At 38.1% G+C, this 23,107-nt stretch carries 19 protein-coding genes; 10 read left to right on the top strand and 9 right to left on the bottom strand.

Annotation, left to right across the window (positions count from 1 at the left end):
* Window positions 1-25: 25 nt before the first annotated feature.
* The 3 genes from BN1082_RS15875 to plsY all read right to left on the bottom strand — a co-directional run bounded on the left by BN1082_RS15875 (window position 26) and on the right by plsY (window position 2,293).
* The gene (locus tag BN1082_RS15875; RefSeq protein WP_090635630.1) at window positions 26-319 is read right to left on the bottom strand and encodes a HesB/YadR/YfhF family protein; all 294 of its coding nucleotides are present in this window, start codon (window positions 317-319) and stop codon (window positions 26-28) included.
* Window positions 320-425: 106 nt separating this feature from the next.
* The gene (locus BN1082_RS15870; protein WP_090635627.1) at window positions 426-1,580 is read right to left on the bottom strand and encodes a CapA family protein; all 1,155 of its coding nucleotides are present in this window, start codon (window positions 1,578-1,580) and stop codon (window positions 426-428) included.
* A 128-nt stretch (window positions 1,581-1,708) separates the two neighbouring features.
* Window positions 1,709-2,293 carry a glycerol-3-phosphate 1-O-acyltransferase PlsY gene (gene plsY, locus BN1082_RS15865; protein WP_090635625.1) on the bottom strand — a complete coding sequence of 195 codons (585 nt, stop codon included), beginning with the start codon at window positions 2,291-2,293 and terminating at the stop codon, window positions 1,709-1,711.
* Between the two features lie 191 nt (window positions 2,294-2,484).
* Between plsY and BN1082_RS15860 the strand changes: the two genes are divergently transcribed.
* The 10 genes from BN1082_RS15860 (at window position 2,485) to BN1082_RS15815 (ending at window position 16,370) form a co-directional block, all read left to right on the top strand.
* Window positions 2,485-4,224, top strand: a complete 1,740-nt coding sequence (locus tag BN1082_RS15860; RefSeq protein WP_090635619.1) for a glycosyl hydrolase family 18 protein — start codon at window positions 2,485-2,487, stop codon at window positions 4,222-4,224.
* A 266-nt stretch (window positions 4,225-4,490) separates the two neighbouring features.
* Window positions 4,491-5,429 carry a sensor histidine kinase gene (locus BN1082_RS15855; RefSeq protein ID WP_090635618.1) on the top strand — a complete coding sequence of 313 codons (939 nt, stop codon included), beginning with the start codon at window positions 4,491-4,493 and terminating at the stop codon, window positions 5,427-5,429.
* A 96-nt stretch (window positions 5,430-5,525) separates the two neighbouring features.
* Complete coding sequence (locus tag BN1082_RS15850; RefSeq protein ID WP_090635617.1) at window positions 5,526-5,945, top strand: CoA-binding protein; 420 nt, start codon at window positions 5,526-5,528, stop codon at window positions 5,943-5,945.
* A 286-nt stretch (window positions 5,946-6,231) separates the two neighbouring features.
* Window positions 6,232-8,211: a DNA topoisomerase IV subunit B gene (gene parE, locus BN1082_RS15845; RefSeq protein WP_090635610.1), complete on the top strand. Its 1,980-nt coding sequence runs from the start codon at window positions 6,232-6,234 to the stop codon at window positions 8,209-8,211.
* Window positions 8,208-10,646, top strand: a complete 2,439-nt coding sequence (parC, locus tag BN1082_RS15840) for a DNA topoisomerase IV subunit A (protein WP_090635608.1) — start codon at window positions 8,208-8,210, stop codon at window positions 10,644-10,646. The genes parE and parC overlap by 4 nt, the downstream gene beginning before the upstream one ends.
* 90 nt (window positions 10,647-10,736) lie before the next feature.
* Window positions 10,737-11,498 carry a hypothetical protein gene (locus BN1082_RS15835; RefSeq protein ID WP_090635606.1) on the top strand — a complete coding sequence of 254 codons (762 nt, stop codon included), beginning with the start codon at window positions 10,737-10,739 and terminating at the stop codon, window positions 11,496-11,498.
* A 233-nt stretch (window positions 11,499-11,731) separates the two neighbouring features.
* Window positions 11,732-12,196: a MarR family winged helix-turn-helix transcriptional regulator gene (locus BN1082_RS15830; protein WP_090635604.1), complete on the top strand. Its 465-nt coding sequence runs from the start codon at window positions 11,732-11,734 to the stop codon at window positions 12,194-12,196.
* A gap of 6 nt (window positions 12,197-12,202) precedes the next feature.
* Window positions 12,203-13,930, top strand: coding sequence for an ABC transporter ATP-binding protein (locus tag BN1082_RS15825; RefSeq protein WP_090635601.1), 1,728 nt, complete (start codon window positions 12,203-12,205; stop codon window positions 13,928-13,930).
* A complete protein-coding gene (locus BN1082_RS15820) occupies window positions 13,927-15,804 on the top strand; it encodes an ABC transporter ATP-binding protein (RefSeq protein ID WP_090635599.1) in 1,878 nt (625 codons plus the stop codon). The genes BN1082_RS15825 and BN1082_RS15820 overlap by 4 nt, the downstream gene beginning before the upstream one ends.
* A gap of 134 nt (window positions 15,805-15,938) precedes the next feature.
* Window positions 15,939-16,370, top strand: coding sequence for a PH domain-containing protein (locus tag BN1082_RS15815; protein WP_090635598.1), 432 nt, complete (start codon window positions 15,939-15,941; stop codon window positions 16,368-16,370).
* A gap of 149 nt (window positions 16,371-16,519) precedes the next feature.
* Here the strand turns inward: BN1082_RS15815 and xerS are convergent, their stop codons facing one another.
* The 6 genes from xerS to BN1082_RS15780 form a co-directional block, all read right to left on the bottom strand.
* Complete coding sequence (gene xerS / locus BN1082_RS15810; protein ID WP_090635597.1) at window positions 16,520-17,602, bottom strand: tyrosine recombinase XerS; 1,083 nt, start codon at window positions 17,600-17,602, stop codon at window positions 16,520-16,522.
* A 413-nt stretch (window positions 17,603-18,015) separates the two neighbouring features.
* The gene (locus BN1082_RS15805; RefSeq protein WP_090635596.1) at window positions 18,016-19,140 is read right to left on the bottom strand and encodes a GerAB/ArcD/ProY family transporter; all 1,125 of its coding nucleotides are present in this window, start codon (window positions 19,138-19,140) and stop codon (window positions 18,016-18,018) included.
* A 791-nt stretch (window positions 19,141-19,931) separates the two neighbouring features.
* A complete protein-coding gene (locus BN1082_RS15795) occupies window positions 19,932-20,426 on the bottom strand; it encodes a GerAB/ArcD/ProY family transporter (RefSeq protein WP_281177020.1) in 495 nt (164 codons plus the stop codon).
* A gap of 77 nt (window positions 20,427-20,503) precedes the next feature.
* A complete protein-coding gene (locus tag BN1082_RS15790) occupies window positions 20,504-21,604 on the bottom strand; it encodes a GerAB/ArcD/ProY family transporter (protein WP_090635594.1) in 1,101 nt (366 codons plus the stop codon).
* A gap of 41 nt (window positions 21,605-21,645) precedes the next feature.
* Window positions 21,646-21,873, bottom strand: coding sequence for a hypothetical protein (locus BN1082_RS15785; RefSeq protein WP_090635591.1), 228 nt, complete (start codon window positions 21,871-21,873; stop codon window positions 21,646-21,648).
* Window positions 21,870-23,087: a Ger(x)C family spore germination protein gene (locus BN1082_RS15780; protein WP_090636530.1), complete on the bottom strand. Its 1,218-nt coding sequence runs from the start codon at window positions 23,085-23,087 to the stop codon at window positions 21,870-21,872. The genes BN1082_RS15785 and BN1082_RS15780 overlap by 4 nt, the downstream gene beginning before the upstream one ends.
* Window positions 23,088-23,107: the final 20 nt, after the last annotated feature.

The following is a 23,107-nucleotide window of genomic DNA, read 5'->3' as shown; positions in this document are numbered from 1 at the left end:
GGTGAATAATCCGTCTGCCATTTTTTTATTTATTATACTCGAATTCAGGTTCCCCAATTGCTGAATTAAACTTTACAATTAAATCATGTCCATCAAAGTACCAAACGTCTTTTTCATCGATGTAGAACGTGATTCCATTTTCAATTACCTTAACTGCGATATCATTTGTTCCATCCTCTTTAGTTACACCAAGGGAAAAGCCGCTTTGGACCGTACTGCATCCACCGTAGCGAACGAAGAACCGGACGAAATCTCCTTCTGTCAGCCCTAACTCCTCTTTATACCAAGCTGCTGCTTCACGATCAATAAGAATGTTCATATGGTACACCTTCCAATATTGGCTTGTTATTAATTTTTAATGCAATGAACTTTAGGCTCCAATATTCCTATTATACTAGAAAAAAACAAGTTAAAAAAGCCCCGCATTAGCGAAGCCACTGGTTCATAAAACTTTGGATTTCTTTATATTTTGCTTCTGCATTTTGAAAACCAAAAGTGCCTGCCTTCTCTAACGGTACGACACGAAAGTTTCTTAAGTTTTGATTAGAGACGATGGTAGGGTAAAAAGTAGGATTAGATAATTCAATAGAATCACCATGAGCCGTCACATGCTTCGTAATATCGATTGTTGCCATTCCACCAATATCCTTATAGTCATTCGTTTGTCCCGAAATAAAGTTCCCAAGTGAATAGACGACCAATGTTTTTCTACCATCATTTGTTTTAATCCATTCCATCGGCTCTAAAACGTGAGGGTGGGAACCGAAGATTATATCTACCCCTTGATTAGCCAAAAATTGGGCTAGATCCTTTTGGTCTGTATTAGGTAGTCTTTGATACTCGATGCCCCAATGAATGCTCATCACGACGACGTCAGCTTGGTTTCTCGCTCGTCCAATTTCCTCTTTCATTTTATCTTGATGGATGATGTTCACTAAATAATCCTTACCAGGAGGGACTTTTATACCGTTTGTTCCGAATGTGTAAGCAAGGAAGGCTACTTTAATTCCGTTCTTCTCTATTATTCTTAGTGTCTTTTGATCCTGTTCGTTTCTAAAACTCCCCACATAAGGTAAGCCAATGCTATCTAGATAGTGAATTTCTGATTGAATGCCTTTTTCCCCTTTGTCTAATGAATGATTATTGGCTGTTGAAACCATATCTACCCCTGCATGGACAAGTGCATCCAACACTTCATAAGGGCTATTGAAGCTAGGATAACCAGAAAGACCAAGCTCTGTTCCCCCAGCTATACTTTCTTGGTTCGCCGTTAAAATATCTGGCTTTTCAAGTAACCCTTTTACATTTCCAAACATCGGGTCAAAATTATACTTGCTGCCATTGAAGGCATCTTTGTAAACCGATTCATGAATCAAAATATCGCCAATGGCACCGATGGTCACTTTTTCGGTAAATTCCTTGTTAACAGCCTTTGCGGTTTTCGTTTCATTAAATTTAGCAACTTGATCATTGACTTTTTCTATTATTGAACTCTTTTGATGCTGGAAATAAAGAACATAGGCAACGACACTACACACCATTAAAAGTAAAACAGATGGAACAATGACTCTTTTCTTCATGGATTCTCCCTTTACAACCTTTTTCTATCATTATAGTATTTTTCTACTAAAAATGACAAAGAATTTAAGGAAAAATGGAAAAGCGCCCATTTAACGACATATATTCGTCGCTAAATGGGCGCTTGACCTTATAACCATTTAATTTTCGGTTCTGTTTTATTTATGATTCTTTTAATGTTGGCTCGATGGCGGTAAATAACAAAGGAAGCCAGCAAAGTTATGACAATTATTAAGGGGATGTCCCAAATAATAAGCGCATAAATAACACCAATTACTCCCGCAAGCATAGATGAGAGCGAAACATATTTCGTTATGTATAAACTTAGAAAAAAGACGCCGATCAGTATCACAAACATTAATGGTGTATAGAACAGCAGGACTCCAGCTGAAGTAGCAACTGCTTTGCCTCCACGGAAACCAGCAAAGATTGGGTAGGTATGTCCGATTACGGCAAATACTCCCGCAAGCAATGGGTGTATGTGTATATGGAAAAGAAAAGGTAAAGAGGCAGCTAATGTACCTTTTAATATATCGGCAATTGTAACAGTAAGACCTGCTTTAACACCAAGAGTGCGAAAGGTATTCGTTCCACCTAAATTTCCGCTCCCATGTTTACGTATATCGGTTTTATAGAAAACCTTTCCTACAATTAGCCCAGATGGGATGGAGCCTAGTAAATAGGCTAGGATCAAAACTAAAATTATTTGAACCATTAAAAATTTCTCCTTCAATAAAAGTTCCAGTTCTTCTATTTTAACACGGATTTGCGAAAACACCATCATTGGTTTTTTCATGTCTTAAAAAAAGATGCAGGTTTTGTTCAACGAACTGTTTCTACTATAAAAAAATATCTTCTCAATTCTTGCTTGATACCGTACCATAGAGTAGGAGGAGGATAAAGAAATTGGCACAACTGAATTACTATAAAAAAAATCGACTATCAAAGAAATGGATCATTGGAGGATTACTCCTCGCTGTTTTGCTTATTTCTTCTTCAGTATTCTTCTTACTCTATCCGTTTGCCTCGAAAGAGAAAAAAGAGTTTTTCTACGGGGAAAATCCCATATTATTTAATGGCAAGCAAGAGGGGAATGCTTTAATAGAAGAAAATACTTTGTATATACCATTAACATTTATACAAAAGAATATTGACAAGTATGCTATATATGATGAAAAATCAAAATCTGTCATCATTACAACTGCAGATAAGGTCGTGCAAATGCCGACTGATTCCCTTACTTACTTTGTCAATCAAAAGCCCGTTAACATTCAGCTATCACCGATTCTTTCAAGGAATGGGCAAATCTATGTTGCAATCGATCCGATTCGAACCTATTATCCGATTGATTATAAAAAAATGGCTGGAAGCGGGGCTATTTGGATTCAAAAGGATGGGCAAAAATATGTTAACGGACAAATCACATCCGAAGACGTTAATAAAGAAAGGCTTAGGCTTCGGACAAAACCGACATTACAATCACCTTACACTGACGAAGTAAACAAGAAAGAACCTGTCATGATTGAGGGAGAAAAGGACGATTTCTATCTCGTTCGTAATTCTAAAGGGATTAGTGGGTACATTCAGAAGAAGTACGTGAATCGTAAAGATGCCGTTCAAGTGAAAATAACAAGAGAAACCCCAAAATTCCAAACGCCAAAAATTAATGGTCCGGTTCAATTAACTTGGGAAGGAGTTTATACAAAAAATCCTGACCCAAAGGATATTCAGGATATGCCTGGTGTAAATGTCGTGTCACCAACTTGGTTTTCTATAGCTTCGAATGATGGAACGATAAAAAATTTAGCTTCGCTTGATTATAGTAACTGGGCACATTCAAAAGGTTATCAAGTATGGGGATTGATTTCCAATTCCTTTAACCCCCAATTGACACATGAAGCCTTGAAGGATTTTGATACGCGACAAGCAATGATTCGGCAATTACTAAACTATAGTCAAATGTACCAACTGCAAGGAATTAATTTTGACTTTGAAAATGTCAAGAAAGAAGATGGACCTCTTGTCACACAATTCATCAAAGAAGCCGCGCCGTATTTGCATGAAGCCGGTTTAGTAGTGTCGATAGATATTACTTTCGCTGCAGGTGAGAACAACAATTGGTCATCCTTTTTTGAAAGAAAAGATCTCGGGCAGATAGTGGATTATGTAATAGTCATGGCCTATGACGAACATATTAACGCCGCTTCTGGAGAAGGAAGCGTGGCAAGCTTGCCATGGGTTGAAAAGAATACGGAGAAATTATTAACAGAAGTCCCAAATCAAAAATTGATTCTTGGTGTCCCATTATATTCGAGACTGTGGAAAGAACAGCATAATGCGGATGGGACAACAACCATTACCTCCAAGGCCCTAACAATGGAGAAGGTAAAAGCGTGGCTTGCTGAAAAGGGTATAACGCCAACTTATGATGCGAAAAGTGGTCAAAATTTTGCAGAATATGTTGCAACCGACGAAAAAGCCACCTATAAAATCTGGATTGAAGATGAGTTATCCTTAAATAAGCGAGCTGCGATTGTAGAAAAATATCATTTAGCCGGGCTGGGAACTTGGTCGAGAAATTTTGGCGACCAAACAGCTTGGACTGCTTTAAACTTAAATACTAATAAGACTGTTACGCAAAAATAAGCGGATGAGGATATCCTCTATGGTTTTACCCCATAGAGAGATCCTCATCCTTTTTCATTTTCTGACAAAACTAAGAACAAATAGGGAAATTTTTATTACAAAAATATGAAGAGTTTTCAAATTCATAGAATGTTCATTGAAGGCAGCAATTGATGAGAATATAATTTACATAACAAAAAGCAATAGCTAGATTATAATCCGGCCAAGACTACTCATTGGTCGGTTTTTCATAAAATTAGAGCATGCAGTCAAAAGGATGATGTACAATGGGAAAATATTTTAAGCAATTTCTTAGTGATGATAGAGAAAACGTTATGGGAAGTGAGCTTATGAAAAACAATAATCAACTAGAAGCGAACTATCGATCCCTAGAAGAAAAGTATGAAGACCTAGAAGCAAAGTATGAAGCGCTAGAAATAATAAATCGAAATTTAGAGCAACGAATCCAGGAAGAGATTACGAAAAACAGAAGGAAAGATCGTATCTTACTCGAGCAATCAAGACTAGCAGCTATGGGAGAAATGGTTGCCAACATAGGACATCAAATGCGCCAGCCGTTAAATAGCTTGTCATTATTAATCCAGGACGTAAGAGAAGCCTCGGAATATGGCGAAATCAACAATCAATACATTGATTGGTTTACGAGAGAAAGTATGATTCAAATCAATCATATGACACAAACGATTAATGATTTCCGTAAATTTTACCGACCAAATATTGAAAAATGCTCTTTCTCCATATCGGATTCAATCGAAGATGCTTTAGCTATTTTTGCCTTTAGTTTAAAAAGTCATAATATACGATTGGAATTTGAATATAGAGGTCAGCAAATGGCTTTTGGCAATCCAAATGAATTTAGCCAGGTGGTTCTTAATATTTTAATTAATGCCCTTGATGCCTTTGTAGCCAAAGACATTAAAAATCGACAACTTCGGATCATAATCAAGGAAACAACAGAGTTTTTTGTTGCCGAATTTATCGATAATGCTGGAGGGATCGAACCGTCAATGCTTGATAAGGTGTTCAATCCGTATTTCACAACTAGACCGCATGGAACTGGGCTTGGACTTTATTTGACCAAAATGATTATGGAGAATATGAATGGGAAGGTAATCGTTGAAAATAAAGGGGATGGAGCTCGAATCAGCCTTTCTGTGCCAAAGGTTACAACAGGAGTAAACCAAGCATTCAATACCCTATCCTAGTTTTTTTGAAATTTTATATAACTCTTCTAAATAATTTGTTAGGTAATTTGTGAAGAAAAAGGTAAAATAAAGAAAAAGAGTGTAGGAGTGAATTTCATGGAATTTGAAAATCCGAGCCGCGAGGAAATTGGAGACATATTAAAAAAGGCAAAAAGAATTGCAGTGGTTGGTTTAAGTAATAACCCTGAACGCACATCCTATATGGTTTCCGAGGCGATGCAAAAAGCTGGTTATGAGATTATCCCGGTTAACCCAACGATTGACGAGGTACTAGGTGTAAAGGCTGTTGCTTCCTTAAAAGATATTAATGGGCATGTCGACATTGTCAACGTTTTCCGCCGTTCCGAGCAATTGCTTGATGTCGCAAAAGAATGTGCAGAAATGGATGCCGATGTTTTCTGGGCGCAACAAGGTCTTTTCAATGATGAAGCCTACGAATTCCTTAAAGAGAAGGGTTTTACAGTAATAATGGATCGATGCATAAAAGTCGAACATGCAATAACAAAAAATAGGTAAAGGCTGCTATTTTTTAGCAGCTTTTTCTTTTTTTTTGCGCAATAAGACTCGTAAAATGTAGTAAAAATGATGGAGTTTTCCATTACGGATTTGCCAAATTGAAATAAATCGCTAAAATATAGCATAGACGCCGCAGGAAGTTATGATAAAATGTATGTGGCAAACATCTGTTCTAATTACTTATTTTAAAGGAAAAACGAGTTCATAAATCGAATGATTATTAAATCGTAATTTTTAGCAATGAGAAGCTTTTTTCTTTTTGTAAGGTATGAAAGGGGTATTTTAGTTGGCAAGAAATCAACAAGCTTTTGAGTATAATGATGATGCCATACAGGTACTCGAAGGGCTAGAAGCTGTAAGAAAACGCCCTGGAATGTACATCGGCAGCACCGATTCACGAGGTCTTCACCATCTTGTATATGAGATTGTCGACAATTCCGTTGATGAAGCACTCGGCGGATTTGGGGATCACATCATTGTAAGAATACACAAAGATAATTCAATCAGCGTCATTGACAAAGGACGCGGGATGCCTACAGGAATGCATAAACTAGGAAAACCAACACCCGAAGTTATCCTAACGGTTCTTCATGCCGGCGGAAAATTCGGCCAAGGCGGTTATAAAACGAGTGGCGGTCTTCATGGTGTTGGGGCCTCTGTCGTTAATGCCCTGTCTGAAAGGCTAACCGTCACTATTAAGAGAGATGGATTTGTCTATGAACAGCGCTTTGAAAATGGCGGCAAGCCGGTAACTACTCTTGAAAAAATCGGGAAAACGAATCAATCAGGTACAACTATTCACTTTAAACCGGATTCAACCATTTTTTCGACTACCACATATAATTTTGAAACTTTATCTGAGAGGTTAAGAGAGTCAGCCTTTTTGTTAAAAGGATTAAAAATTGAACTTATCGATGACCGTAATGATTTTCATGAAGTGTTTCATTATGAAAATGGAATCGAAGCTTTTGTTGAATATTTAAACGAAGAGAAGGATGTTCTCCATCCCGTAGTCAGCTTTGAAGGGGCACAAAATGGCATTGAAGTCGAATTTGCCTTTCAATTCAATGATGGCTATTCGGAAAATGTTTTATCCTTTGTAAACAACGTCCGTACAAAGGATGGAGGAACACATGAAGCTGGTTCGAAAACGGCTATGACACGCGTATTTAACGATTATGCCCGCAAGGTTTCACTTTTAAAGGAAAAAGACAAAAATCTAGACGGTGCAGATATCCGTGAAGGATTAACTGCGATTATCTCGGTACGAATCCCGGAGGAGCTTCTTCAATTTGAGGGTCAAACGAAAGGAAAATTAGGCACAAGCGAAGCCCGTTCATCGGTTGATTCTGTCGTATCAGAGCATCTTTCCTACTTCCTTGAAGAAAATCCTGATATCAGCTCCCTACTGATCAAAAAATCAATCAAAGCCTATCAAGCGCGCGAGGCGGCAAGAAAGGCCCGTGAGGATGCGAGAAGCGGGAAAAAGAAAAAACGGGGAGAAACTGTTCTATCCGGTAAACTTACACCGGCACAATCACGTAATCCGCAAAGGAATGAGCTATACCTTGTTGAGGGTGATTCAGCAGGTGGTTCGGCGAAACAGGGACGCGACCGCCGCTTCCAAGCTGTACTTCCGTTGCGTGGTAAAGTCATTAATACCGAAAAAGCCAAGCTTGCGGATATCTTTAAAAATGAAGAAATCAATACGATCATCCATGCCATCGGTGCTGGTGTTGGCACTGATTTCACGCTTGAAGATGTGAACTATGATAAAGTCATCATCATGACTGATGCCGATACAGACGGGGCACATATCCAAGTGTTATTGCTGACTTTCTTTTATCGGTATATGAAACCACTTGTTGAAGCCGGTAAAGTGTTTATTGCGCTGCCTCCTTTATACAAAGTAAGTAAAGGAAGCGGCAAGAAAGAAATAATTGAATATGCATGGAACGAAGATGAGCTCCAAGGAGCCATGAAAAAAGTGGGCCGCGGCTACATCATTCAACGCTATAAAGGTCTTGGTGAAATGAACGCTGATCAACTTTGGGAAACCACGATGGATCCAGAAACCCGGACACTGATCCGCGTAAAAATAGATGATGTTGCAAGGGCAGAGCGTCGCATCACAACTCTAATGGGTGACAAAGTCGAACCGCGCCGTAAATGGATTGAATCCAATGTCGCTTTTGGCCTAGAGGAAGATGACACCATTTTAGAAAATGAAAATATCACGATCGCAGAGGAGGAAGCTGGAGAATGAGTCCAACTGAAAAATTCCGTGACTTACCTTTAGAGGATGTACTTGGCGATCGGTTTGGAAGATACAGTAAGTACATTATTCAGGAACGAGCCTTACCTGATGCACGTGATGGCTTAAAGCCAGTTCAACGAAGAATTCTTTATGCCATGCATGTTGAAGGAAATACACATGATAAAGGATTCCGAAAATCAGCAAAAACCGTCGGTAACGTTATTGGTAATTACCACCCACACGGTGATTCCTCCGTATATGAAGCAATGGTGCGGATGAGTCAAGACTGGAAGGTTCGGAATGTTCTAGTCGAAATGCATGGAAACAACGGTAGTGTCGATGGTGACCCGCCGGCAGCGATGCGTTATACCGAAGCACGTTTATCAGCAATAGCAGCTGAATTACTTCGAGATATTGAAAAACAAACGGTTGAATTTATTCCAAACTTCGATGATACTTCCAAAGAACCAACTGTATTGCCGGCGATGTTTCCGAATTTGCTGGTAAATGGTTCAACAGGAATTTCTGCGGGATATGCTACTGATATACCGCCGCACCATCTTGGTGAGGTTATTGATGGGGTCATCCTGAAAATGGATCAGCCCGATGCCTCTGTTGAAGAGTTAATGAAAGTCGTTAAAGGACCAGATTTTCCTACAGGCGGGATCATTCAAGGGATTGATGGCATAAAGAAGGCCTATGAAACTGGTAAAGGGAAAATCATTATTCGCTCTAAGGCAGATATTGAAGAAATGCGTGGCGGCAAGCAACAGATTGTGATCACGGAAATCCCGTATGAAGTGAATAAAGCAAATCTAGTAAAAAAAATTGATGAGTTCCGCCTCGATCGTAAGGTAGAAGGAATTTCCGAAGTTCGCGATGAAACGGACCGAACCGGCCTTAGAATCGTGATTGAGTTAAAAAAAGAAGCCGATGCAGCAGGTGTGTTAACCTTTTTATATAAAAACAGTGACCTGCAGGTAGCTTATAACTTTAATATGGTTGCCATCCATAATAAGCGGCCAAAATTAATGGGGCTACGCGAATTACTAGATGCCTATATTGAGCATCAAAAGGAAGTTGTCACAAAAAGAACCCGGTTTGAGTTGAATAAGGCCAAGGAGCGCCAGCATATCGTTGAAGGCTTAATGAAAGCTTTATCAATCCTTGATGAAGTGATAGCCACGATTCGAGCATCAAAGGATAAACGCGACGCCAAAGATAATTTAATTGCGAAGTTCGCCTTTACAGAATTGCAGGCAGAAGCCATTGTTTCCTTACAGCTTTATCGTTTAACAAACACAGATATTACTGCATTAAGGAATGAAGCGGAAGAATTAGCGCAAAAAATTGAAGAGTGGACCAGTATTTTAGCTAGTGAAAAGAAACTCTTTTCCGTTATAAAAAAAGAATTAAAGGACGTAAAGAAACGGTTTGCTGACAATCGCCGCTCACGAATCGAGGCGGAAATTGAAGAGCTGAAAATCAATCTTGAAGTCATGGTACCAAGCGAGGATGTCATTGTCACGGTCACGAAGCATGGTTATGTAAAGCGGACAAGCCAACGTTCCTATGCAGCCTCAAATGGCCAGGATCTTGCCATGAAGGATTCTGATCGCCTTTTGGCACAGCTCGATATGAATACAAAGGATGTTCTCCTCCTATTCACGAATAAGGGTAACTATCTTTTCTGTCCGGTACATGAGCTCCCAGATATTCGCTGGAAGGACTTAGGTCAGCACGTCGCTAACATCATCGCCATTGAACGCGACGAAGAAATTATTAAGGCCATTCCTGTGAAAGATTTTGAAACTGACTCCTTCCTTGTGTTTATTACGAAAAACGGAATGGTCAAGAAAACCGAATTAAAGGCCTATAAAGCACAGCGCTACTCGAAATCACTTGTCGCCATCAATCTAAAGGATGATGATCAGGTCATTGACGTTCATATGACAGACGGAACAATAGAACTCTTCTTGATTTCCCAATTAGGCTATTCCTTATGGTTTGACGAGGAAGAGATCAGTATTGTTGGTATCCGCGCTGCTGGGGTAAAAGGGATGAACCTGAAAGACGATGATTTTGTTGTGGGTGGAAAAATCATCGATCCTACCAGTGATGATACGATTGTAATAGCTACCCAGCGCGGATCAATCAAACGGATGAAGCTAAAAGAGTTTGAAAAGACATCGCGCGCGAAACGTGGGGTTGTTATTCTCAGAGAGCTGAAGTCAAATCCGCATCGCGTCGTCGGTTTCTTGACTGCAAAGGAATCGGATTCGATTGTTGTTCAAACGGAAAAAGGCTTTACAGAATCAATCCGAACAGCAAATATCCGCTTTAGCGATCGATACTCCAATGGCTCTTTCATCCTTGATGAAGGAGACAACGGAAAAGTAACCACCATCTGGAAAGAAGAAGCACCTGAAAAACCAAGTGAATAGTTTTTATTATCGACTCTCCCATTAATGGAGAGTCTATTTTTTTCCTAAAAATGGGCATACTGTTCTTATCACCGTGAGGAGGGGAATAGTATGAAAAAAAAGATGTTTAGGCTTATTACATCAAGTATTCTTGTATCATTAATGGCTTTAACTGGTGTTTATGCGATTGGACAAACAACCAGTGTTATTACCATTTCAAAAGCAAGGGAGGATATTACTGGGGATGGTAAAGAGGAAAAAATTTATTTAAAGGGCGAACCATACGGTAAAGAGAACCCCTATTTTAAAAAAATTTATATTGAAACGGTAGCCTCAAATGATAAAACCTATCTCTTCTCGTTAGAAGGAGGGTCAAAAGCCTCCATTCAACTTGTTGATTTAAATCATGATAACGTAAAAGATTTATATGCAAGTGTGCTGACAAGCGGTAGCAGCGGAATCATACATTCTTATTTATTTTCTTTAAAGGATTTTTCGAAAAAGAAAATACCTGTTCCTGAGCCATTAGAAGCGGAAAGCCAGTTTATGAATGACTATAAAGCGAAGATCATTATAAAAGATACGGCTAAAAGTTATGAGTTCGATTTAAAAGACAGAAAGGATTATTATAAAAAACTTGGTCTTTACCATAATGGAAAATTAAATGAACCAACGGAATTAACAGTAAATCCATATAGTACATTAAAGCCTGCTCTCGTTAAAGGGAATGAAACGGGGTTAATAGGGGTACAAAGAGTAACTGGTATCGCAAATGCCGATACGATAGGTTATATTCAGTCCTCATGGCTATACGAGGGAGGCAGATGGAAACTAATACAGGCTGATGTTCTAAAGGAAGATCCAAATGAGTAAGAAAAGCGGAAGGCGCCCGCTTATCGGCTTGGGACCTCGAGCCGATAGCGCCTGAAGCTGGACATTTCTCGTAGTCAAATTTATATTTTCTTATCCCGTAAGTTAAACACAGGTTTTCCTGTGTTTTTTGTTTTGTTAAAAATTGACGGTAAATGGAGTCAAGAATATAATTAGGTAGGTAAATAAATAGGTTACCTAATTATTAGGATTAGAAAAGAAATCGAGGTGAAAACATGGCTAGTTATAATAATGAGACTGTTCAGAAACTGCTCAAGGCATTCATGGAATTTAGGAAAATAAGTTGGCATAATAAGAAAATCGCCGGCTACAATCCCAGCGAATTTAAGGTTCTGGTAACGATTCAGCGTGAAGCAAATGAAAAAAAGACAGAGATGAAGATTTCTGAAATTAGTCAATTTTTGCAGGTTACACCGCCGACTATTACGCAAATCATCAATGTTCTTGAGAAAGATGGCTTAGTTGAACGAACCATTGATCCGGATGACAGACGAGCAGTTAAAATTAAACTAACTCCGGAAGGTCTTAAAGTAACAGCAAAGGCTAGACTCGCGTTTTCCGAAACCTTTCTCGGATTAATTGATTTCCTAGGCGAAGAGGAAAGTGAACAGCTGGCAAATTTACTATCAAAGGTCCAGCAATACTTTAATCAACAAAGTCATAATCAGGAAGGGAGATGACTCATTTTGATCAAATTAAGCAAATTTCTAAAACCATTTCGAGCTATGGTTTTTCTCGTATTGGTTCTTGTTCTCGTCCAGTCATTATCTGATCTATATTTACCAACGCTAATGTCAGATATTGTGGATAAAGGGGTTGTTAATGGGGACACAAACTATATCTGGAGAATTGGCGGCTTTATGCTATTGGTCGCTGCTGGCGGGATGGTTTGCTCCATTTTTGCAAGCTATTTATCTGCAAGGATTGCAGCGGGATTCGGTAGAAACCTTCGCAGCAAGCTTTTTTCCCATGTAAGTAATTTTTCATTACAAGAGTTCGATCAACTCGGAACAGCATCATTGATAACAAGGACAACAAATGATATCACGCAAGTCCAGCAAGTATTAGTGATGATGCTCAGAATGATGGCCAGTGCACCGATGATGTGTATCGGCGGAATTATCATGGCCTATTCAAAAGACGCCAAATTAACTTTAGTTTTAGCCGTAGCTATACCTATTCTGGTGCTAGCCATTGTGATTATTGCCAAAAGTGGGATTCCTCTATTTAAAGCAATGCAAATCAAACTTGATACTATCAATCGTGTTTTAAGGGAGAATTTAACAGGTATTCGAGTAATTCGGTCTTTTAACCGAGTCGAGCATGAGAAAAAACGCTTTAATGAAGCCAATTTCGATTTAATGAGTACAGCCATCAAAGTCAATAAAATCATGGCCTCGATGATGCCAATCATGATGGTCGTTCTTAACCTGACTACAGTGGCCATTGTTTGGTTTGGTGGGATCAGAATTAGTAACGGTCATATGCAGGTCGGAGATATGATGGCTTTTATCCAATATGCTATGCAGATCATGTTCTCGTTCATTATGCTTTCGATGATGTTTGTGATGATTCCAAGAGCATCTGTATCAGCCGTAAGGATTAACGAGGTATTAAATACCGTAACAAATATTAAAGACCCAAACTCCTCACTTGGCGCGGAAGGTACGAAAGGGACGGTTGAGTTCAGAAATGTAACCTTTAGTTATCCTGGTGCCGAAATGCCAGCAATCTCAGACATTTCTTTTTCTATGAAACCTGGGGAAGTAACAGCCATTATTGGAGGGACGGGTTCAGGAAAGTCTACACTAGTCAATTTAATACCACGTTTTTACGATGTACAAAAGGGAGAAATCCTACTTGATGGTGTCAATGTTCGCGAAATGACCCAAAAGCATTTACGTGAAAAAATTGGTTTTGTACCACAAACGGCAGTCCTCTTTACGGGTACGATGGCGGAAAATATCCGTTATGGCAAAGAAGATGCGAGTGATGAAGAAGTTCAGCATGCAGCGGAAATAGCCCAAGCAAGTCAATTTATCGCAAATATGCCTGAAGGTTATCAATCAGTCATTGCTCAAGGTGGTACGAACATTTCCGGTGGACAGAAACAGCGTTTATCGATTGCAAGGGCTCTTGTTCGTAATCCGGAAATCTATGTTTTTGATGATAGCTTCTCTGCTCTGGATTTTAAAACTGATGCCAAGCTTCGCGCGGCCTTAAAGAAAGAAACCGTGGATGCTACGGTTTTAATTGTCGCCCAACGTGTAAGTACGATCATCGATGCAGATCAGATTATCGTTCTCGATGAAGGAAGGATTACAGGAATCGGCAAACATAGGGAATTAATGGAATCAAGTGCGGTTTATCGTGAAATTGTGATGTCACAGCTGTCAGAGGAGGAAATCGCATGAGTAAAGAAACCAACAACCATCGTCAAGGACCAGGTCCGCGTAGGGGGCCAGGCGGAGGCTTCGGTCCTATGGGAATGGGGATGCCAGTCCAAAAAGCAAAAGACTTCAAAGGGACTTTAAAAAGACTAATAGGCTATCTAAAACCATATAAACTCCAGCTTTTCGCTGTTCTCATCACAGCCATCATTAGTACGATATTTGCAATTGTAAGCCCGAAAATCATGGGGAAAGCAACTACGAAGCTGTTCGAAGGTGTTATGATGAAGCTTAGAGGCGTCCCCGGAGCGAAAATTGATTTTGATTATATCGGGCAAATTATTTTACTACTAATTGGACTCTATATATTAAGTGCGATCTTTTCTTTTTTACAGCAATATATTATGGCCGGTGTTGCCCAAAAGACGGTCTACAACCTTCGTAAAGAGATTGAAGATAAGCTTAATCGGCTTCCCCTAAAGTATTTCGATTCAAGAACACATGGAGAGATTCTTAGTAGGGCCGTCAATGATGTTGATAATATCAGTTCAACACTGCAGCAAAGCTTAACACAGATTATTACTGCTGTTGTTACCTTAATTGGCGTAATCGTCATGATGCTCTCGATTAGCCCTTTAATGACCCTAATTGTCGTTTTGACACTGCCACTTAGCTTTTTGGCCACCGCCAATATTGCAAAAAAATCGCAAAAATATTTTAAAGGACAGCAAACGACCCTTGGACAGCTAAACGGACATGTGGAGGAAATGTACACAGGTCATAAAGTCATTAAAGTGTTTGGTCATGAAGAGAAATCGATCGAAAAATTTCAGGATATCAATGAAACCCTTTATCAATCTGCTTATAAGGCCCAATTTGTTTCCGGTTTGATCTGGCCACTAATGTCGTTTATCAATAATATTGGTTATGTACTTGTATCAGTAGCAGGGGGAATCTTGGTTACGAAAAAGGCAATTGAAATCGGTGATATTCAAGCATTTATTCAATACGCACGACAATTTGCCCAGCCAATTACGCAAACAGCGATGATTGCGAACGTCATCCAGTCAACCGTTGCGAGCGCAGAGCGGGTGTTTGAAATTTTAGATGAAACAGAAGAGGTACCAGAAGCAGTTGCTCCTAAGGAAATTTCTAATCCAAAAGGAGAAGTACGATTCGAAAATGTTTCCTTCGGATATAAGGAAGACGAAATACTGATTGAAGAGATGAATATTGATGTCAAATCCGGTCAAACCGTCGCAATCGTAGGACCTACTGGAGCTGGAAAGACGACATTGATTAATCTATTAATGCGTTTTTATGAAATCAATTCCGGAAAAATCTTAGTAGATGGAATTGACACAAGAGAAGTAAAACGCGAGCATTTACGGAGCTTGTTTGGAATGGTACTACAAGATACTTGGCTCTTTAATAGCACGATTCGTGCTAATATCGCGTACGGAAAAGAGGGAGCTAGCGAAGCTGAAATTGTTACGGCAGCCAAAGCTGCTTATGCCGACCACTTTATCCGTACTTTACCTGAAGGGTACGAAACGATTTTAAATGAGGAAGCTTCAAATATTTCGCAAGGGCAAAAACAATTATTAACCATTGCCAGAGCAATCCTGGCCGACCCTAAGATTTTGATTCTTGATGAAGCAACGAGCAGTGTGGATACACGGACAGAAGTCCAAATCCAAAAGGCAATGAAACGCTTAATGAAAGGGCGCACGAGCTTTATCATCGCTCATCGTTTATCAACCATTCGTGACGCCGATATCATCCTCGTAATGAATCATGGAAAGGTAATTGAAAAAGGTAACCATGAAGAATTATTAGAAAAAGGCGGATTCTATGCAGATTTGTATAACAGCCAATTTTCAGTAGAGTCAGCATAAAGGAAGTAAACTAGAAAAAGAGGTATTTAGAAGTCATTTACACGGCTTTCTAAATACCTTTTTTGTCACTTTTTGATTGTTAATTCGTATAGTAGGAAGGATCCGTTTCAGGTGGAAGAGGGAGGAGGAAGTGAATGCGGTTTTATTCAAAAAAAGGACTATTTCTCGGCATCATTATCTGGGGTGCAATGGCATTTATGGTATGTTCATTTCTTTTTCAATATAGTGGACAAAAAGGGGTAGCGGGATACATAGTTGGGATCCTGATTAATGGGGTATTGCTAGCCTTTTTTTCATGGCTCTGGTTTGGAACCCACTATGAAATTGGGGAGGAGTTCCTAAAAATTGTATCTGGGCCGATTAGAATGAAAGTAGAAATCCAAAAGATTACCAGTGTTAAAAGGACTAGAAATCCGTTATCAAGCCCAGCTTTATCAACGGATCGTTTAGAAATTAAGTATGGAAAATGGGATTTTGTTTTAATTTCGCCTAAAAATGAAGAGAGGTTTTGTGAAATTTTATTGGAGAAAAATCCTCAAATTATGATTCATTTAGATAAAAAATGAAAAAATTTCTTCCGTCTCATTATCTTAAGTATACTTTTCAATTGAGACCATTTCATGTTTGTTTATTATAACAATGTTATGTAAACTGATAAATAACTTGAAAGAGGCTGCCACAAAGGTGACAGTTCACGCTCCTTCTTGTCATTTATTCATTGTTCCTTCGGCATATCCATTTTATCGACCGCGATTTTTAAATCGTCGTTTTTGATATGCGTGTAAATCATTGTAGTTTGAATCGATGAATGACCTAATTGCCGTCTTAATTTTGGCACATCATTGATTTCAAAATGGTATCTGGTTGCAAATGAATGCCTTAATTTATGAACTGATAATGCCGGTTTGCCAAATGCGACCGCATATTTTTCGACTAGTTTTTCAACCGATCTAGCTGTAAGTCTTCTTGATTTTCCTTTAGGTCCCATTGGTGCAGAAATAAATAGCGCTTTGTTCTGTTTCTCTACCTGGTATTTAGTGGTCCTGACAGATAAGTATTCTTGTAGATCGGCCATTGCAACTTGGCTAAAATAAACAAATTGTTCTTTATTTCCTTTTCTGATTACCCTTGCACAATACTTGCTGAAATCGATATCTTCTAAATCCAGACCGACTAATTCTGAAAGACGAAGCCCGGATCCTAAAATTAACGAGATAATGGCTGTATCACGTTCTTTGTTTAACTGATAAAATTTCGAGATTTTTTTATTATCTTTGTTATATTCTCCATAATCATGTGCGACAAATAAGCGGAATCGCTCATATTCATCACCAAGTAATATTTTTCCTTCCATTTTATTGGCTCTTGTTTCCATACTTTCTTTGTTTTCATTGAATTCGATCTTAGCCATCACATTTCGATTAATATAAGGCTTGAGATCAGGTGTTTCAGCGATATTTTGCATGTAATTAAAGAGTGATTTTAATGCTGATAGCTTACGATTGACTGTCAGTTCTTTATTATTTAATTGGTAATGTAGATAGTTTAAGAAGTTTTCAACCTCTATAACGGTCATTAGTTCTAATCGTTCTAATGGAATATCCTTAATCGTACCGGTCCATAATTGCTCCTGAATCATCCAGTTAAAAAAGATTTTATAGTCATGACAATAATTGAATAAGGAAGCAGTCGAAAGTTTTCTTAACTTGTGATTGATATATTCTTCGACATACCATGGCAACTCATTAAGTAATTTTTGAAGTTTATCATAATGTTGCTGCTTAGATTGATTACTCATTTTTTCACCTCAATATTATATATTCGCCCTCTCTTTTGAAAATCCTTCTTTTATTTCGTCAAATTTATATTTTACGTAATAATATTTAAAAAGGCAATAACATGCTCATTTCCCCTTTTTGTTAAGGATGAGTGACACAAAAGTCCGGATGAAATTTTCGTCCTCTCCACTTTTATTCTAAGTCTGGAACAGAATTTGGATTAGATTTAACATATTTTGATCTATTTTTTCATTTCCTGCAAATCTCTAATGACATTTTTTCTACTGACTATTGACACAAAAGTTTTTTATCCTTGAATATTAATTATTTAAAAGTTGTAATACCAATATTTCTTTTTCATAAAATTGGCAACTCCCTTGTCTCATATGCTTGCTCATAACCATATTCTGTTCTTAATTTTTTTCTATTCCTGTTAATCTTTAGGTTTGAGTTTATGCATGTGGTTTTTGCCCAAATGTCCTTGTTTTTTTATAATAGCCATACATATAAGTAAAATAGGAATAAGGAGCTGAATTGTTAAAAAATAAAAAGGTGTGGTTGTTCCCATACTTTGGAGCATCTCCTGTAACGATGATGTTGACCAAATTGAGAAAAGGATAATCAAATATCCAATAGGTAAAACGATTGGCTTATAACTGGACAGTTTCAGCCATTGTGAAGTGCCAAGTACGAGCATATAATAAAAGGCAGAGAGCTGAACAAAACCACCAAGAACCCAAACTGATATAACAATTGACTCAACATGTTCAAAAAATTTTCCGACACTAATATATTTCGCTGCCACAAATACTGGAAATGGAATATTTGTAATGCTTTGTCCAAAAAGGAAGAGATTACCTAAATTCATAAATACCATAGTTATGACACTTGCAAATACGGAAGCGATTCCCCATTTCATTCCTTTTGTTTCATCTGTTAAAAATGGAATAAGAAAAGACATTAATGAATATTGACTTAACCATGCATGTGGTGCAATAGAACCTTTAATAGAAGGTATCAATCCATCTTCCATTATTGGGAACATATTATTTACGTTTAAATCGGGTATAAGGAGAAAATAAATCATTACGTAAAAAAACAAAACAATTGGCAAGAAAACCAAAGCACACCTTCCTACTACTTCTAAGCCCCCATGAACCGCATAAGCACAAATAAGTGCAATACTACCAATAATAACGACCATCGGAGTTTTAAACAAAAAAGAACTTTCAATAAATTCACTGTACTCTCTAAAAGCTATTGCAGTATCATGTAAAAGAAAAAACAAGTAGATGAACCCTATGATCTTGCCCAAAGCTCTACCGAGAATGATTTCACTATATTGAATAAGTGTTTTTTTCGGGTAAATCTTATATAGTTTAATCATAATAAAAACAATTAAAAAGCCGCTTAAAGAACCCCAAATAGGTGATAACCAAAGATCACGATTCGCCTGTTGTGCATTTACAAATGGAATATAAAGAATAGCGGTTGCTACAACGGTCACATACATGATTAATGCCATTTGGAAAGGAGAAATTTTCCCTTTTTCAATCATTAAGTTTCATTCCTTTTTTTAAGATAATAACACTTTCAAATAGAGCAATGGATTTCAACGCACCCGCAAATTGTTATTTAATTGATGAAATAACCAATTATGCCTCTCTCTTCGTTTGAATTTTCATAAGTAAAGCGAAAGCAAATGTGCAGGAAAATCATGGAAAACCCATCCGTATTTTCTGTTTTATTAATCAAAAATATTCTAGATCACTGGAAATTTACTTCTATACATAATGTTAGTTTTTTATTTCTTATTCACATTGTAGATATTTTTACACATCTCCTCGAAAAGGTTCATTAAGCGTGTGGGAAAGTTATCAATGATTTCCATCAAAGTCTCCCAGTAATCTCCACTTCCCATCAAGAAGTTCTTCATGTTGTTATGGATCTTCTTGATTAATATTTGTCCTCCACTTAGCATAGAGTCACATGTTCATTGGACGGTTATTAACGATTTTGACTTCATCAAAATCAAAATCAGCATTCCTTCGTAAATAATCTTCAATAATTTCCTGTAAGTCTTCCTCATTGACCTCCAATTTCGTTCAACAAAACCTTCTTTGCTGTTCAATATAATCCTCAGCAACTGCTTAAAAATTTTTCTAGCTTTTTAAGCTGAGGACTTATTTGGTGCTTACGAACACCACTTTGTGTCCGTGATACTCCTTAAAAATCAAATACTGGCAATTTGAAAGCCATTCCGGGCTATGGAACGGTTACTTTAGTTTACATTTTGAAAAGTTACCGAACGTTTGAAGAAGTAGGGTTTTTACCGTCCCATTTTCTTTTTTAAAAGTAATAAGCATAAGCAATAGAGGAAGTATAATTTGTACGAATAAAAAGGGAAAAGCTGTAATTGCAGGCATGAAGTATGAGAATTGCTGAAAATTTGAAGCTAACCATATGCTTAATACTACTTTTTTGAAAACCAAGCGGAAGAATAACTGTTTTGTAATCTGATATTCTTAACCTCTGTGCTGTTCCAAGTACATGAGAATAATAAAATACCGAAAACTTTATAAATACCCCAGTAATCCATGCCGCCATTATAACTGATTCAATATGCTCGAAAAAATGAGCAATGCTGACATATTTTGCAAGGGTCATCACCGGATAAGTTAAATCCCAGCTTGTTCCGTTGAATACCGAAACTGTGGCCAAATTGGAAATCACCATGGTCAGTGTAACAGCCATAACGGAAAGGATTCCCCATTTTCTTCCTTTTTTCTGATCTTTAAGAAAAGGTAGCAAAATATACATGTAACGAAAACCTCCTTCTAACAAAAAAGGACTAAACTTCTTTCATCAACTTTTTATCATCAAGCGTGATCTAAGAATCCTACAATTGCTCTTACTTTTTCTTACCCCCTCTTCTGAGAAATTCTTTTTCGAATCATAGCAATAAATAATAGGACCATTGGAATTAAAGTTAAAAGAAATGTTGCATAAAAAGGGTAGATGGTTCCAAGCCATTCAGTCATTTGCTGTAGATTAAAAAATCCCCATTTACCGAACAAAACCAACAGAAAACCTAACGAGAATACAAGGGGCCTATAGTCAGAAAGATGTAACCATTGGGTCGTTCCTAAGACAAGCGCATAATAAAATACGGATATTTTAATGAACGCACCCAAAACCCAAATAACGATGATGAATGACTCAAGATGTTCAAAAAAAGAAGCAATGCTGATGTATCGAATTGCAGTAAATATTGGAAAAATATAACTGTTTGCAGTTTCTCCAAATAAGAAAACAGCGAGCAAATTAAGGCTAACCAAGCTAAACATTATGGTTAGTACCGTGATCATGCTCCATTTCATCCCTTTTTCACGATCGGTTAAAAACGGAAGCATCATAGAGATAAAAAAGACTTCGCTAAACCAAGCCTGTGGTGTAGCCGCTCCTAGGATCGAAGGCATCAAACCATGTTCCATGATCGGAACCATATTTTTCGGGTCTAAGTCCTTTAGCAGCAGGATAAGTGTCATCGGTATAAGGAAGATAAATATTGGAACGAACAATTGAGCAGCTCTACCTAAAACTTCTAATCCTCCACGTACAGCGAACGCACAAACAAGAACAATACTTCCAATGATTACGCTTGTTGGAGGAGTCTTTGGTAAAAAGGAAATACTAATGAAAATTGCGTACTCTCTTAATACGATGCCACCCGTCTGCAGAAAAAAGAACAAGTAGACAAATCCAAGTATCTTTCCTAGAATCGGACCAATAATATGTCTGCTGTATTGAATAATGGATTCCTTTGGGTAGATCTTATGTAATTGATAAAGGATAAACGCTGTAAAAAATCCGTTGAGAGAACCTAGAATCGGAGAAATCCACATATCGCGCTCAGCATACTTTCCAGTTATGGCTGGCACCATGAGAATTGCCGTTGCTAATATCGTTGGATATATCATAAGCGCCATTTGATATGCAGAAATTTTTTCTTTTTCAATCATTCTCTTGTCCCCTTCTTTTAATAACCACATTATGGCCCTACCTATTTCTCAAGGAGCTTCCCAAACGGTTTGAAAAGCTTATCTATCATCTGCGTAGGACCCGGCATTTCTGGAAAGAAAACAAGGAGGATGGCAAGGAACCATCCCATTGTTGTTAAGGTTACTAGGGTTGCTTTCTCCTTTTTCTGATTTCGAGTCAATTTTTGCCATTCGAACAAACTAATAAGAACCAGGCATACTGTTATTCCTAAGAGCATTATCCATTTCATTTCTTTTCTACCTCTTCTTCCTTTAATCCCGCTGGAGTAGTAGTCAAACCAGGCCGAAGGACCTTTGTTTTAATATCGATTTTCACATCCACCTGAGTGAGAATTTCATCCCAATGATCTTTCTCTTTCTTCCATTCTTTCGGGTATTTGCGATGAAACGCATCTGCGAAACCGAACACATCCACATTCATCCCTTTCTTCACCTGTGTCAAGGACAGATTAATTCGTTGTTTGATGTCTTTTTCTAGGGCTTTTTCAATCCTCTTCGTAATGTTAGGATTCATAATATCAAGATTGCTTCCATTTTGCACAATCGTACCTTCCGATGTGATCTTCGCTAGGATATTCCACTTTCCATTCTTGATTGTAGGGAGTAGTTTCGTTTTTTCCCGAATAGGATCTAAGGTTAAAGTATCTCCTTTTTTTGGGCTTACTGTAACGCTAGTCACTTCGATTTCATTTCGTAACCACATCAATCCTCTTGTTACATCGGTAGCAATTTGACCAACCATTTTATCTTTCTTAAAAATAGCAGACCCAGTGATACTAGTAATCATATCTTCTTTTTGCCCAGCTATGGACGGTACCTTTCCAATCAAAGGCAGTATCGCCGCCTCCGCATCACCTGTTAACATCTGTTCAAAATCTTTCACTGTTACAATCGTGCCAATACGCATCTCAGTTAACTTTCGAAGCGCTTCTCCCTCGTATGGCTCTATATACGCAGTTTTTGTTGGCATAATTTTTAGAAATTCTTCAGCTTTTCCATCACTAACATACAAATAAGCTCGTTCTCGAGGTTCTGGGTGACGAAGCAAAAAGTCAATTTGCTTATGAATACCTCCTGCTTTAGCGAGATTCTTTCCGATTATGTACGTTGCACAGTGTCCCCAAAAGATTTTGCGTGAAAGTTTTAACTGGAGTTTTGATGCAGCATCTGTCATATTTTCTCCAATCGCTGATCTTGTCGTGACCTCAGGACTTCCTCCTCCGCCTCCCCCCCCTCCCTGCTGTCCGCTGCTAACAGCCCGAGGAATCAAAATTTGAGTGGTAAGCTCAATATTTTTTCCTTTTGCTTTGTCAATGGAGGCGCTTAACACCAGTGCCGTATCATTCACTTCCCTTCTGTCCCAGCAAGCTGAAAGCAGGAAGCAAGCCCCTAAAAAGAAAAGAAGGGTAAACGTTTTTGTGAAGCGGACTAGAATTGGATTCATTTTTTTGTTCATATCCTTCT

Origin of the sequence: Neobacillus massiliamazoniensis (genome assembly GCF_001048695.1) — a bacterium.
Classification (GTDB): domain Bacteria; phylum Bacillota; class Bacilli; order Bacillales; family Cytobacillaceae; genus Neobacillus; species Neobacillus massiliamazoniensis.
The sequence above is the reverse complement of the archived record's forward strand: the minus strand, read 5'-3'. Positions and strand labels throughout refer to the sequence as shown.

Coding starts and splice junctions, on each gene's coding strand:
- BN1082_RS15875 (WP_090635630.1), bottom strand. CDS start 319: ATGAACATTCTTATTGATCGTGAAGCAGCAGCTTGGTATAAAGAGGAG.
- BN1082_RS15870 (WP_090635627.1), bottom strand. CDS start 1,580: ATGAAGAAAAGAGTCATTGTTCCATCTGTTTTACTTTTAATGGTGTGT.
- plsY (WP_090635625.1), bottom strand. CDS start 2,293: ATGGTTCAAATAATTTTAGTTTTGATCCTAGCCTATTTACTAGGCTCC.
- BN1082_RS15855 (WP_090635618.1), top strand. CDS start 4,491: ATGGGAAAATATTTTAAGCAATTTCTTAGTGATGATAGAGAAAACGTT.
- BN1082_RS15850 (WP_090635617.1), top strand. CDS start 5,526: ATGGAATTTGAAAATCCGAGCCGCGAGGAAATTGGAGACATATTAAAA.
- parC (WP_090635608.1), top strand. CDS start 8,208: ATGAGTCCAACTGAAAAATTCCGTGACTTACCTTTAGAGGATGTACTT.
- BN1082_RS15835 (WP_090635606.1), top strand. CDS start 10,737: ATGAAAAAAAAGATGTTTAGGCTTATTACATCAAGTATTCTTGTATCA.
- BN1082_RS15830 (WP_090635604.1), top strand. CDS start 11,732: ATGGCTAGTTATAATAATGAGACTGTTCAGAAACTGCTCAAGGCATTC.
- BN1082_RS15820 (WP_090635599.1), top strand. CDS start 13,927: ATGAGTAAAGAAACCAACAACCATCGTCAAGGACCAGGTCCGCGTAGG.
- BN1082_RS15815 (WP_090635598.1), top strand. CDS start 15,939: ATGCGGTTTTATTCAAAAAAAGGACTATTTCTCGGCATCATTATCTGG.
- xerS (WP_090635597.1), bottom strand. CDS start 17,602: ATGAGTAATCAATCTAAGCAGCAACATTATGATAAACTTCAAAAATTA.
- BN1082_RS15805 (WP_090635596.1), bottom strand. CDS start 19,140: ATGATTGAAAAAGGGAAAATTTCTCCTTTCCAAATGGCATTAATCATG.
- BN1082_RS15790 (WP_090635594.1), bottom strand. CDS start 21,604: ATGATTGAAAAAGAAAAAATTTCTGCATATCAAATGGCGCTTATGATA.
- BN1082_RS15785 (WP_090635591.1), bottom strand. CDS start 21,873: ATGAAATGGATAATGCTCTTAGGAATAACAGTATGCCTGGTTCTTATT.
- BN1082_RS15780 (WP_090636530.1), bottom strand. CDS start 23,087: ATGAATCCAATTCTAGTCCGCTTCACAAAAACGTTTACCCTTCTTTTC.